The 13,183-nt window shown below is 59.0% G+C and carries 11 protein-coding genes and 1 pseudogene; 4 read left to right on the top strand and 8 right to left on the bottom strand.

What is annotated here, in order from left to right:
- Positions 1–42: 42 nt before the first annotated feature.
- From secF to ACVWXW_RS10830, 3 genes are all read right to left on the bottom strand, one after another.
- Positions 43–1,044 (bottom strand): protein translocase subunit SecF, encoded by a 1,002-nt coding sequence (secF, locus tag ACVWXW_RS10820; RefSeq protein WP_414331115.1) that lies wholly within the window; start codon positions 1,042–1,044, stop codon positions 43–45.
- Positions 1,041–2,387, bottom strand: a complete 1,347-nt coding sequence (gene secD, locus ACVWXW_RS10825) for a protein translocase subunit SecD (protein ID WP_457403814.1) — start codon at positions 2,385–2,387, stop codon at positions 1,041–1,043. The genes secF and secD overlap by 4 nt, the downstream gene beginning before the upstream one ends.
- 78 nt (positions 2,388–2,465) lie before the next feature.
- Complete coding sequence (locus ACVWXW_RS10830) at positions 2,466–3,740, bottom strand: RNA-guided endonuclease InsQ/TnpB family protein (protein WP_457403815.1); 1,275 nt, start codon at positions 3,738–3,740, stop codon at positions 2,466–2,468.
- A 388-nt stretch (positions 3,741–4,128) separates the two neighbouring features.
- Between ACVWXW_RS10830 and ACVWXW_RS10835 the strand changes: the two genes are divergently transcribed.
- A complete protein-coding gene (locus ACVWXW_RS10835; RefSeq protein ID WP_414331048.1) occupies positions 4,129–4,977 on the top strand; it encodes a hypothetical protein in 849 nt (282 codons plus the stop codon).
- Between the two features lie 7 nt (positions 4,978–4,984).
- On the opposite strand, the gene chlP is transcribed toward ACVWXW_RS10835, so the two are convergent.
- From chlP to ACVWXW_RS10860, 5 genes are all read right to left on the bottom strand, one after another.
- Positions 4,985–6,205, bottom strand: coding sequence for a geranylgeranyl reductase (gene chlP / locus ACVWXW_RS10840; protein WP_414406886.1), 1,221 nt, complete (start codon positions 6,203–6,205; stop codon positions 4,985–4,987).
- Positions 6,206–6,329: 124 nt separating this feature from the next.
- Positions 6,330–7,466 (bottom strand): extracellular solute-binding protein, encoded by a 1,137-nt coding sequence (locus ACVWXW_RS10845; protein ID WP_457403817.1) that lies wholly within the window; start codon positions 7,464–7,466, stop codon positions 6,330–6,332.
- Positions 7,438–7,902, bottom strand: coding sequence for a Holliday junction resolvase RuvX (gene ruvX, locus ACVWXW_RS10850; RefSeq protein ID WP_414331042.1), 465 nt, complete (start codon positions 7,900–7,902; stop codon positions 7,438–7,440). Before ruvX ends, ACVWXW_RS10845 begins: the two co-directional genes overlap by 29 nt.
- On the bottom strand, positions 7,899–9,278 hold the full coding sequence (locus tag ACVWXW_RS10855; RefSeq protein WP_457403818.1) for a DUF3084 domain-containing protein: 1,380 nt from the start codon (positions 9,276–9,278) through the stop codon (positions 7,899–7,901). The genes ruvX and ACVWXW_RS10855 overlap by 4 nt, the downstream gene beginning before the upstream one ends.
- A gap of 105 nt (positions 9,279–9,383) precedes the next feature.
- Entirely contained in the window at positions 9,384–10,364 is a 981-nt protein-coding gene (locus tag ACVWXW_RS10860) for an alpha-ketoacid dehydrogenase subunit beta (protein WP_414331610.1), read from the bottom strand.
- 183 nt (positions 10,365–10,547) lie between these two features.
- Between ACVWXW_RS10860 and pdxA the strand changes: the two genes are divergently transcribed.
- From pdxA to ACVWXW_RS10875, 3 genes and pseudogenes are all read left to right on the top strand, one after another.
- On the top strand, positions 10,548–11,636 hold the full coding sequence (gene pdxA, locus ACVWXW_RS10865) for a 4-hydroxythreonine-4-phosphate dehydrogenase PdxA (RefSeq protein ID WP_457403820.1): 1,089 nt from the start codon (positions 10,548–10,550) through the stop codon (positions 11,634–11,636).
- Between the two features lie 29 nt (positions 11,637–11,665).
- Entirely contained in the window at positions 11,666–12,781 is a 1,116-nt protein-coding gene (locus ACVWXW_RS10870) for an aldo/keto reductase (protein WP_457403824.1), read from the top strand.
- Positions 12,782–12,868: 87 nt separating this feature from the next.
- A pseudogene (locus ACVWXW_RS10875) lies at positions 12,869–13,183 on the top strand (hypothetical protein); the annotation flags it as partial.

Consider the following 13,183-nt stretch of genomic DNA (forward strand, 5'->3'; position numbering starts at 1 on the left):
AGATCCCCACCCAATCGACCCAATTTTTCCGATATCGGGGCCCTAGCCCTCAGAGGGAAGGGAATCGGGATCCCTGCCTGCGCGGGCATCTTCGCTACTTTTGCCATAGCGCTGCTGCCGCCACCACACCAACAGGGGGCTGGCGATAAAAATGCTGGAATACACCCCCAAAGTAAAGCCAATGAGCAGGGCAATGGCAAACCCCTTCAAGGTAGCTCCCCCGAAAATGGCGATGGCAACTAGGGGCAGCATCGTCGTCAGGGTGGTGTTCAGGGAGCGGGCAAAGGTCTGGTTCAGAGATAGGTTTACCACCTCGGCCAGGCTGACCTTGCGGCTCACCAGACGCAGATTCTCGCGGATGCGGTCGTAGATGACCACGGTGTCGTTGACGGAAAAGCCGATGATGGTCAGCAGCGCCACCACAAACAGGCTGTCCGCCTCCATACCCACCGTCAGGCCCAAAAGGGCAAATAGCCCTATCGTCAACACTACATCGTGCAGCAGCGCCACAATGGCAAACACCGCGTAATCCCACTGGAAGCGCAGGGCCAGGTACAGCACGATGAGCCCGAAAGAGATGAGCACCGCCACGATGCCGGAACGCAAGAGCAAACGCCCCACCGTCGGGCCAACCGTCTCGACCAGATTGCGCTGGAAGGGGGCAACCTCCTGCCGCAGGGTGGCTTCCACGGCCAGCCGCTCTTGCTCAGTCAAGGGGGGCATGCGGATCAGGGCTTCCTGGCCCGTTTGGGTGTCCAGCTGGATGATGCTGGTGCCCAGGTTGTGTTCCTGCAGCGCCCGTCGCAGCTCCTCGGTGGTGACAGGCCGCTCAAAGCTCAGATCCAGCAAGGTGCCGCCGGAAAAATCCAACCCCAGCCGCAGGGGAGTTCCCAGAGAAGCCAGGGAAAAGGCCATGCTGACCAGCCCCACCAGCAGCACCGCCAAGGACAAGCTGAACCACAGCTTGCTCCGTCCAACAATGTCGAAGCGATAGTCGAGCAACCGAGAGGCGGGATCTACGGGGGATAGCTCTTGAGCCGTCATGATTGGGCCGCCTCCATCCGAACGCCGTAAAACTCAGGTTTGCGCAAGCTGGGGATCCCCATTGCCGCCAAGAGCAGGCTACGGGTGCAGGTGATGGCCGTAAAGAAGCTCACCAGAATGCCAATGCCCAGGGTTACCGCAAACCCTTTCACCAGTCCCATCCCCAGCCAGAAAAGCACGCCACAGACCAAAAGGGTAGTCACATTGCTGTCCAGGATGCTGCTGAAGGCGCGGTTAAACCCTTCCGAAATGGACTTGTAGATGGATTTGCCGGCCCGCAACTCTTCTTTGATGCGCTCGAAGATCAGCACATTGGCATCCACCGCCATGCCGATGCTGAGGATAAAGCCGGCGATCCCCGGCAGAGTCATGGTTACCCCCAGCAGTTGGAAGAGAGCAAAGGTACAGAGGGCGTAGATAAGCAGAGCAATGTCCGCAATCAGCCCTGGCAGGCGATAGTAGGCCACCATAAAGAGGAAAACCAGCACCAGGCCCCCGATCCCGGCATAGAGGCTGCGGCGCACGCTCACTTCCCCCAAAGTGGCCCCGACGGTGCGATTTTCGATCACCTGAATGGGAACCGGCAGCGCCCCTGCCTTGAGCTTGACCGCCAAGTCAGTGGCGGTTTCCACCGTAAAATTGCCCGTGATCACCGCCGTCCCGCCGGTGATGCCGGTGCGGGCAAACTCCGGCCCCACGATCGGGGCACTGATCAACACGTCGTCCAGAAAAATGCCCAATGGACGTTCTGTTCCGGCCAGATCTCGGGTGAGCTGAGTAAACTTTTCTGCCCCCTCCGGCTTGAACTCCAGCAGCACCTCCCAACTCTGGGATCCGCGGCGAGGGGCTTGGGGATAGGCATTGCGCAGCAGATCCCCGGTGAGGCCGACCCGCTCAAACAGAGTATCCGGATCCTCCCCCGCTGTTATCTCTCCCCGCTCGTTGCGGGGCAGCGCGCCGACGGGAACCAAGCCCTTGCGAAACTCCAGTTGGGCTGTATCTCCAAGGAGAGCAATGGCCCGATCCGGATCCGCCACCCCCGGCAACTGCACGAACAGGCGGTCTTGGCCGCTGATCTGCACCAGAGGCTCAGCCACCCCCAGCCCGTTGATCCGCTGCTGGATGACGGCCTCTACCCCCTGCATCACTTCGGGGGTGATTTCAGGCACCTCCTCGGTGGGCACAGCTTGTAGCGTGAGCTGGGTTCCTCCCTTGAGGTCAAGGCCAAGGCGAACCTCCCGGCTGAAGCCCAAGTAAACGAGGGCAACCACCACGGCCAAGATGAAGATCAGCCCTCGCAAAAAGGAGAGCCGACTGAGCCACGACGCTGAGGATCTAGCCATACTGCTGAGAAGGTGAGGAACACGGTCGCACTCGATCTGAGGCTCTTAGGATTTTGGCACTTTGTAAACTACCCGACCCTACACCGCCTTAGCAGTGTAGCGCGGGCTTTCAGTAGCCCTGAGCCTGTTATGCTCTACCAGAGAACAAAACAAGCCCGAACCTCTAGGCTGGTTTACGACAGCCCCCAAAAGCGCAATCACATTCGCACCATTCAAATCCGCATCCCCTTCCCATCCACAGTGTCCACACTTAAACTTCTTTCCACTGCGGTAGGATTGCGCAGGGTCGGGATGAATGTGCAAACACCGGTGGCAGGTCTGCGACGTGTAGGCAGGCGGAACAAGAATCAGAGCAACCCCCGCACGCAGAGCCTTGTACTCCAAAAATTGACGGAGTTGATAAAACGCCCAACTATTTGCCCGCCTACGCTCTGTCTTGCTGCGTGGCTGTTGATTGACCCTTTCCCGATCGCGCCAGCGGGACGGAGTCCTTATCCCTGTCAAGTCTTCCAGAGCAAGAGCGCTATTTGTCGCCTTTGCCCTAGAGACAATAGCTTTGGAGATGCGATGATTGACCCACGTTTTTGCTACGCAACGCTGACGCGACTGAAAGCGTCTTTCCTTGCCAGACAGCCGTTGCAACAGTTCTCTGCATCTGCGCCGCGAACTGCGGGTGCCCTTACTGGCTTTGCGTTGAAGTACCGCCCTCAACCGCGAGTGATGGTCTCGGACTCGGTTCAACTGCTGTCCATTCCAATTGTCCCCGTCTGACGTATGGGCAATATCTGTCCTTCCCAAGTCCACCCCCAGCACTCTACCCGTGCGTTGCGGTGGGGATGGCTCCGTTTCCACACAGATTTGAATGGAGTAGGAGCCGTCTTTACGCTTGACCAGGGTGGCAGATTTGGGATTGGAGCCCGCCAGCCGTTCTCTCTGGTAGCGGCCAATCGCCAGCTCAAAGCGCTCCCGACCCTCCACCGTGGTCAGCGACACCGTCCAGTCTTTTTGACGGAACGAAAAGATACGAGCGTCGTAGGTAGCGAAGCCCCCTTTGAACGCTTTGACGGGGCGGTTTTTCTGTTGGGCAACTTTACGGGCGCCGGCCAGCCGTCTGCAGACCTGCTGGTCGCGTAAGCGGGACGTAGTCCTTGCCAAGTTACTGGATAAGCCGAACCGGGCACGGATTTCGCGGTAGCACAGAGACTGGAGCTTAACGGCGTTGGCGACTTTCTCCGGCGTGTTCTGGTTGACCCAATTCAAGGCTTGGCCGAAAGCAGCCAAGGTCGCGTCCAATTTGGCGGCTTGCGACTGGGACACCTTGAGCTTGCAGGAGACGGTCAGGACTTGGGTCATGGTTCTATCGTAACTTCCGCATTCCTCCCGACACTGACCCTACGGGTACAGTGCGGGGCTCCTGCGCTAGTAAGCTGAACTTTCTGATCCTATCGCAGACGGGATCCCAGCGGAAAACGGCAGAGCCGGTGGCGCTGCCCCGACAAAATGGCCCCTGGGATCCACCGCCAAGGCAACCCCCAGCTTGATGAAGATAGGCACCGGGTTATTTTTGGGCAGAGCGGATGAGGTTCAAAGCCGTTAGCCTTGAAGTTGAAAAGATTACTCTGGTTAAAGACTGCCCTCGCTGGTTTGCGCCAGCCCTGGGTTAGGCTATTGCCATTCCGGGGGAGCAAGAAACACCGCTGCTCTGCCCCAAAGTCCGCAAGTTGAGTGAAGGAAGGTTGAGGTGAAGGGGAGACTGACCTGCCATTTCCCTGTGCTGCTATTGGCCCTGCCTCTGTGGGGATCCCCGACCTGGGCCGGAGAGTATTTCACCGAGGAAGTGACCAGCCCTAGCCTGGAGATCGTTCACGGCTGGCGGCAGGAGGTGTACGGCATTGGGGTCACCATCACCAACACCAGCCTCGGCTCCTTTCGCGTGCCCTTGGAAATTGATATGGAGGATCGGACTAGCTGTGAGCGGGCCGACTTGGTGCTGACCAACAATCGCATCATGCCGATGGGATCCTTCCAAGATTGCATTCTCAACATCTTTCCCTACCTGGATAAGTTCATCAACCAAGAAGTCGCCAGCATCCGAGTCACCCTAAAAGGGCCAGCTCCCCTCCTGGAAATTCCGGTAGAGGAGTCGGATCGACTGATTTTGGCCCAGGTGGCCAACCAATCGCGGGAAGCCTTTGTTTTCTTTCAGCAGGAGTTGGCCCGTGTTTTGGAGCTGCTGAGGCAGTCGGATCCCAAGCAAAGCGAGACGGCCCCACAGCCTGGCACCCCAGTTCCGACCGCCACCCCAGCCGAGTCTGCCGCTAGCCCAGGAGATTTTGTAATCGTGGGATCCATTCGGGAAGAACGAGTGGGGGCCGGTAGCCGCCTAAGCGTGGAAGCGATCAACCGCAGCACCCGCACGGTTCTCAACGCCCGTGCTCGTTTCACCTTCTATCGGGGAGAAGAAGTTGTCGATACGCGAGTGGCAGCATTTGAGCCCAGCGACGTGCCCCCCGGACAAAGGGCCTCTGCCAGTGTGCTGAAAACCGAGGCCAACTGGGATCGCGTTACGGTGACCTTCCAGTGGCAGTAGGGTTGTCTCAGGGGGCTAAAGCGTTGCCGCGAATCAGGCTGCCCAAGGTTTTGACCGTGATCTTGAACTGCACCCAAGGGCTCATGGGCACTACCGTCTTGTAGAGGTAGCTGTCAAAGGTCATCCTCTGCACGTCCCGGTCGGCGCACATCTCCACAAAGGCTTCGCGGGTGGCATTGGAACGGTAGAACACCCGCTGCAGGATGTCCAAGACCTTGTAGGTCAGGCCGTACTGGCGATCCCAGCGCTTGAGATACAGTTTTAGATCCTCCTCTGTGGGAATGCGCTTGCCGCCGTTGGAGGTCTCGACAAGGGTCTCGGCACACATGCGGCCTGACTTGGCGGCAAAATAGATCCCTTCGCCGCTGGATTTGGTTACGTATCCCGCCGCATCTCCCACCAAAGCAGCACGGCCCACCACGCGGCGCGGGCGGGGATGCTCTGGGATCGGATGGGCTTCCACCTTGATCACCTGGCCTCCTCGAATCCGCTCGGCAGCACGGGCGCGGATCCCAGCTTGCAACTTTTGGATGTGGGCTTGGTTTGCCCTCATGGTGCCGGTGCCCACGGCTACATGGTTGGACTTGGGAAACACCCAGGCATAAAAGTCTGGAGAAACATCGTCCCCCACATACATTTCTGCCCGCTCTGCGTAGTAGGCCATTTTGTCGTCCGGGAGCCGGATGCGCTCCTGAAAGGCCAGCGCATAGTTGTAGTCGCCAGCACCAATGGCTTCTGCCACCTTGGAGTGGAACCCATCCGCCCCGATCACCACATCCACAGCCAAAGAACGCGGCACCCCTTGCCTCGATCCGTCGGAAAAATCGTTGTAGTGCAGGATGTAGGGATCCCGGCCATTCTGGGGGATTTCCAGATGCATTACCTTGCCGTTGATCAGCTCCGCCCCTTTTTGGTGGGCACGATTGCGCAAGAAGGCATCCAAGATCTCGCGGCGGCACATGCCGATGTACTCGTTTTCTTTTTCGAGGGCGATATCCACCTCATAGTTGGAAGGGGAGATCATCTTCATCTTGCGCACTTTGCGGTCGATGATCCCCTCGGGGAGGTCGAACTCGGAGACCATACAGAGGGGAATGGCGCCCCCGCAGGGCTTGGCGTTGTCCAGCTTCCGCTCAAACAAAAAGGTCTCGATTCCAGCTTGGGCCAGAACTTCGGCAGCAGAGGCTCCGGCTGGGCCGCCCCCCACAACAGCAACTCTCAGACTCAAGGTGCTCTCCTCGATGCAAGTGCAACTGGCTCATCAGACAGCAGGCATCCTACCACAGCTCCTCAGAAGCATTGCGGACCTTGACGAAGTGTTGCAGAGTGGAGGGCTCGCGCTCGCTGTGTTTCTACAAAAGGCCCCGCCGCATTTGATCCCAGAGGTTGAGATAGGACTCGGCTTCGGCTGAGCTCAGGGGGCGCCAGATCTCCGAGCGTTGCCAAGTGGAGATTTGCAAGTCGGCTCTGCGTTGCAGGCGTGGGGCAAGTTGAGCCAAATCCAGCGGCAAAACCGAAGGGATCCCGCTCAGATTGACCAAGCGGGGGGCAAATTCAGGATTCAAGACAAAATCAAGCCAGTCAGCCAACAGGGATCCGGAATCTGTCTGGGTTGATTCTGTGTGGGCATGGTCTTCGACGTGGGGTCGCACCCAGACATCCCACCAGATGGCGGATCCGGAGGCCGGGATCACCACTGCCAGCTCAGGGTAGTTGGCTTGGGTGGCGTAGAGATCCTGCGACCAGCCCACGGCCACCCAGCTATCGGCCAAGCGCAAGATGGGCAGGTAGTCAGAAGAGGTGTAAGTTAAAACCTGGCGATGCAGGGATCCCAGCTCTTGCCGTAATTCCACATCCTCAGGGTTGAGGGGATCGTTGTAGGAGCGGCCCATTTTCTTTAGGGTTAGCCCAATCACCTCCCGCGGATGATCCGGCAGAGTCAGTTTGCCGGCCAGCTCAGGCCGCCACAGATCCGCCCAGTCCCGAATGGGCTCCCTCACCCGATCCCGGCGGTAGGCAATGGCCGTTACCCCCCAGCGCCAGGGCACACCCCAAATCTGCCCCTCCCGGAGTGCCGCAGCTTGCCAACGGGGATCCAGATTCTGCCATCGTTCTCCCAACAGGCTTGCCGGCAGAGGAGCCAGCCAACCGGCAGCTATGGCCCGATCCAAAGCGTCGGCCCCCAACAAACTCAAAGCCGCCACCGGCAGCCGCCGCCGGAACCATCCCCCCGGATCCCACCAGGCTGCATCAGCCGGCTGGACGCTTTGCTGCAGATAGGCCAACAACTGATCCCGCTCATCCAACAGTTGCAGCCGAAAGCGGGCCTGAGTCCTGCGGCGAAACTCGTTGAGCAAACTGGCGGGGATCCCTTGCTTGAGCGCCACGACAAGAGGCAGGTGTGCATCCGGCCCCCCACATCCTGCCGCCATTAGCCCCAGCAGGATCCCCTGTAGAAGCTCACGTCGGCTCAGCCGTATCTCGCCCACGACAGTACCGCTCCACCAGAATGAGAGCCACCAGATCATCGTAAGCCTTGGCGGGCACCCGCATCCCCTTGGGCAACAGCCGCTCCCATCCCTGCGGTGGGTGAAAATCCCAGTAGCGCTGACGGGCCTCTTGGGAGCTGTGCCGCTCATCCACCAGGACAATCTGCTGCGGGGGGAGGATCGATTCCAGTTGAGACTTCCAGGCTTGGGCCGTCGTCTGATTGCCCAGGATCACTTGCTCCGCCTGAAACTGTTGCCGGAGCGTTTGTAGTCTAGACAGCGCTGCCGCGGAAGGGACCACCTCCCGGTGTAAAACCTTCAGCTCCGTTTGCGTAAACACCTGCACCACAGCAATGCCGCATTTGTCGCGCCCTGGGTCGAAACCGATCAGCACTCGTTGGCCCTTCAGTCTTGCCGGGTGGAGTGGATCCGTCATCCCTCGGGACGCCCCGCCTGCTGAGCCCCAGAAGAGCCGGGTTGACCGGAAGCTTCTGCCATCAGAAAACTCACCCGCAATGGCCCCGCTGTGTAGATGTCGGTGTCGGCAACTAGCTTCACATCCAGAGGGGTGGTGCTCTGGCGGAGATGCTGCACAACCTCCAGAAACTTGACCTGGGAGAACTCCCCCACAGTGCCGGTGATGGGATCGGAGAGGAGCCCCTCCTCTTGCGAGCGCTGATTGGCCTGGTTCAGCAGCCCCAGCAGTTGCTGTTGGATCTGATTTTCGCTCAAACCCGGTTGAATCACCCCGTGGGCCAGCACGGATCCCTTGGCGAAAATCCGCTGGTTGGGGTAAATCTGCACGAGCACAGGCACAGGCTCCCCCTTGAGCCGGTTGGTAACAGAGAGAATGCGCACCGCCCAGCTACCGGGTTCTCGCAACTTCTCCAAGGCTTGGTCGGCATCCTCCCGGCGGATCAAGATCGCGTTTTCCAGAGGGGGCATGGGCTGGGATCCAAGGGCAAGGGCCCGCTGTTCCGCCTGGGCCAAAAGGTGCTCAAACTGCCGCCGGATCGCCTCTGGTTTTGCCCCTCTTGGAGCCTCCACAACTCCTGTTGCCAAAACTTCCCCCGCCAAGATGGCCAGTTCCCCCCGCCGCAGCCGCACCGCCAATTGGTTGAGCTGCTCGATCTCCTGCTCAAGCTGGTTTTTCTGGTTCTCCAGTTGGGTTAAGGCCGCCTGCACCACATCCAGGGAGCGCTCCAGCTGATCCCGATCCAGTTGCAGGGCTTGTTTTTGCGACTCCAGGGTGGCGATCACCTGGCGGGCCGACTCCACCTCTGCCTTCACTGCCTCCAACTCGGCATGGGCTCGATCCAAACTGGGCTGCACCTTGGCCAGTTGCTCGTTGGCTGCCGCCAGCTTGGCCTCCGCCTCCTGCCGCTCCTGCAGCGCCACTGCCAGCTGATCGCGCACTTCGCTCAGGCGGGTTTGGGCTGCCGACTGCTGGCTGCGAAATTGGTCGAGATCCATCTTGAGGTGATCCCGCTCAACCCTGAGAGCGGCATTTTCCGCTTCCAAGAGGGCTTTTTGGCGGTTGAGGGCCCGCAGCTCTTGCTCCGCCTGGGCAATTTGGTTGGTGTAGCTGAACAGGGCCTCCGACAGAGAGCGGTTGAGGAGCAGCAGTGTGCCCAAAGTCAGGGCGGAGATGCTCACGCCGGTCACCACGGCCACCAGAATGGCGGTATGGCGGGGGCGCAGGTTAAACCAGGTAAGGCGCTTTTTGCCAATGCGGTAGCCCACCCGATCCCCAACAACGGCAATCAGGCCACTGACAACCAACATGTAGAGGATCAGCAGTACGCCTTGCATATTCGCGGATCCCTGCCATGGAAATCTTAGCAAGGTTGCCCTGAGGATTTTGCAAGTTGCTGGGAGATAGATTTCGGCGCTGTTTTGTAGGGATTTTTGGGGGTTCTAATCCGCGTAGAGGAGCCGCTCCACCGCCGCCACAATATCTGCAGGTTGCACGATGGTGGCCGCCTCCAGCGTGCCGTTGTAGGGGGTGGGAATGTCCTGCGAAGCCAAACGCATCACCGGCGCATCCAGCTCATCGAACAGTTCTTCCATGATGCGAGCTGTCAGTTCCGCCCCAATGCCACCCGATTTCATGTCTTCCTCAACAATGATCACCCGATGGGTTTTGCGCACCGAAGCGGCAATGGTTCCCATATCTAAAGGTTTCAGCGAGATTAAATCGATCACCTCAGGGTCGATCTCCTGCTGCACCAAAGTGTCCACGGCCTTGAGCACGTGGTAGCGCATGCGGGAGTAGGTGAGCAGGGTAACATCGGAGCCGGATCGGACGATTTCGGCTTTGTCCAGAGGCAAAAGGTATTCCTCTTCTGGCAGATCTTCTTTCAAGTTGTACAGGAGCACATGCTCGAAAAAGAGAACGGGGTTGTCGTCGCGGATGGCGGACTTGAGCAAGCCCTTGGCATTATAGGGAGTTGAACAGGCCACGATCTTAAGCCCGGGCACCGCTTGGAAGTAGGCCTCTAGCCGCTGCGAGTGTTCTGCTCCCAACTGACGACCCACCCCGCCCGGCCCGCGGATGACCATCGGGATCTTGAAATTGCCCCCGGAAGTGTAGCGCAGCATACCGGCATTGTTGGCAATTTGGTTGAAGGCCAGCAGCAGAAAGCCCATGTTCATCCCTTCCACCACCGGGCGCAAGCCGGTCATGGCTGCCCCGATGGCCAGGCCGGTGAAGCTGTTCTCGCAAATGGGGGTATCCAGCAGGCGCATCTCCCCGTACTTGCGATACAGGTCTTTGGTGACTTTGTAGGAGCCGCCGTAATGGCCGACATCTTCTCCCAAAACAAATACGTTGGGATCCCGGGCCATTTCTTCGTCGAGGGCAGCACGCAAGGCGTTGTAAAGGAATGTCTCGGCCATAGAGGTTCAATATCGCTAAACCCTCATTAAACCATTTTGCCGGCATGGATCCCCTTGCAGCTGACTGGATAGGCTGAGCTCAGCATTCTGGCTCAAAGGGATGGCGACCTTCCCCACAGCTTTCCTCAGCACTCTCTTTCCCCTGCAAAATGGAGATCATCTGTCTTCTCAAGAAAAGACACCATGAGCCTTGCACTGCCCAAACTGGCGCTGACCTTGGGGGATCCCGCGGGAATTGGGCCGGAAATTGTGCTCAAGGCGCTGGCGGATCCTGAGGTGCAGTCTTGCGCCCACATCACGGTTGTAGGGGATCGGCAGGTTCTAGAAGCCACCTATCGCCTGCTGAGAGATCGGTCGCCGGCTCCATTGGCCCATCCGGCAGGGATCCCGATGCTGGAATGCGACACAGGCTTTCGGTTACAGCCTGGCTGTATTGGTCAAGGGGATGCTGACAGTGGTGGGGTCAGTTTTGTTTACCTGAAAACGGCAATCGAACAGACGCTGCGGGGCGAGTTTCAGGGGATCGTGACAGCGCCCATCGCCAAGTATCTCTGGCATCGAGCCGGCCATCGGTTCCCTGGTCAAACAGAAGTTTTGGCCCAGCTGAGTCGGTCTGAGCACTACGGGATGATGTTTGTTGCCCGTTCCCCCCACAGCGGTTGGCAGATGCGGGTTTTGCTGGCCACCACCCATATTCCCCTCGGCCAAGTGCCCACCGTGCTGACTCCAGAGCGGGTGCGGACAAAGCTGAATGTGCTGGTGGGATCCCTGCGCCACACCTTTGGGATCCGGGATCCTGTGATTGCAGTAGCCGGCCTGAATCCCCATGCCGGCGAACAGGGGCAACTGGGATCGGAGGAAAAAGAATGGCTGACCGAGCTGCTGCGCACCTATGCCCACGCCCAAATTTGGGGGCCGCTTCCCCCCGACACCATGTGGCTGGCTCCCGCGCAAGCCTGGCATGGCCAGGGATCCCCAACTGTGGCAGATGCCTACTTGGCTCTCTATCATGATCAGGGCTTGATCCCGGTGAAGATGCTGGCTTTTGACCGGGCAGTCAACCTGACAATTGGGTTGCCTTTTGTTCGCACCTCTCCCGATCATGGCACCGCCTTCGACATTGCCGGCCAAGGGGTGGCCCGATGCGAGAGCCTCAAGCAGGCGATCCTGCTGGCGGCAGAACTGCTGGGCAAAAACCCCCAATCCCCTGAGGGAAATGCCGTCTGTACCCGACAATCTGAGGCCGTTTCTCGTTTCCAGGGGGTGGCTTGATGGAAGTTGCCGGTGCTACCTCAACCGCAATGCTCTACCGTCGCTTTGGGCGCACCCAACAGCTGGTCTCGGTTTTTTCTCTGGGCAGCATGCGCTTGGTCAATGTGCCCAGGGATCAAGCTCAGGCAACCGTTGAGGCAGCCCTAGCCGCAGGGATCAACCACATCGAAACGGCTCAGGCTTATGGCCATGCCGAGGTGCTCTTGGGCGAGATTTTGCAAACCCTGCCCTTTTCACGCCATCAGTTGATTCTGACCAGCAAACTCACTCCCACAGATGGGTTGCGAGAGCGGCTTCAGGGATCCCTGCGCCGTCTGCGGGTGGATTACCTGGATCAATTTGCCTTTCATGGCATCAACCTGCCGGAACATCTGGAGTGGGTGCTGCAGAAAGGGTTGCCGATTCTCCAGCAGCTCCAGCAAGAAGGCTGGGTGCGCTACATTGGTTTTTCCACCCATGGATCCCTGGAGTTAATTTTGCAGGCCATCCAGACAGGATGCTTTGACTTTGTTAATTTGCACTATCACTTTTTCCAACAGCGCAATGCACCGGCCCTAGAAGCGGCTGCCCAGCAAGATATGGGCGTGTTCATCATTTCTCCTGCCGATAAAGGGGGAATGCTCTATCGCCCGCCCCAACACCTGCAGGAGTGCTGTGCACCTTTCAGCCCCTTGGAGTTTGCCTATCGTTTTTTGCTGGCGGATCCCCGTGTTCACACCCTCAGCCTGGGCATCACTCATCCTGAGGAGCTACAGGTGGCCTTGTCGGCTTTACAGGATCCCGACCGTTGGTGGGTGGATGGCCCTCAGATTCAGGAGCGGTTGCGCCAAGCCGAGCAGGAACGCTTGGGATCCAGCCGCTGCACCCAGTGCTACGCCTGCCTGCCCTGCCCAGAAGGGATCCACATTCCCGAAGTGCTGCGTTTGCGCAACTTGGCCATTGCCCACGAGATGACGGAGTTTGCCCAGTACCGCTACAACATGTTCGGCCAAGCTGGGCATTGGTTTCCGGGGTCACTTGCCGACCGCTGTACCGAATGCGGTGACTGCTTACCCCGCTGCCCAGAACATCTGCCTATCCCGGAGTTGCTGGCCGAAGCCCACCAGTTGCTGCATCGCTCTCCAATCCGGCGGCTCTGGGAATGACCATTCCCCCTATCCTGTTTGGCAGAGCTCAACTTCGTTTATGATCGGTTGCAGTTTGTCAAGAGACTCACAAGGCGAGGCATCAGGGTGAATAGTCAGAGCCAAGACCGCTTAGACCGAGTGGAGCAACTGCTGGCTTGGACGGCTGAACAGACTGCTGCCAACAGCCGAGAAATCCGGGAGCTCTGCCAATCCGTCCAGGAGCTGCGTCAGTCCATCCAAGAAAGCCGCACCCAGTCTGCCGAGGAGAACGCCGCCCGTCTGCGGGAAATCGAGGAGCTGCGTCAGTCCATCCAAGAAAGCCGCGCCCAGTCTGCCGAGGAGAACGCCGCCCGTCTGCGGGAAATCGAGGAGCTGCGTCAGTCCATCCAAGAAAGCCGCGCCCAGTCTGCCGAGGAGAAC

The organism is Thermostichus sp. MS-CIW-30 (genome assembly GCF_054058015.1).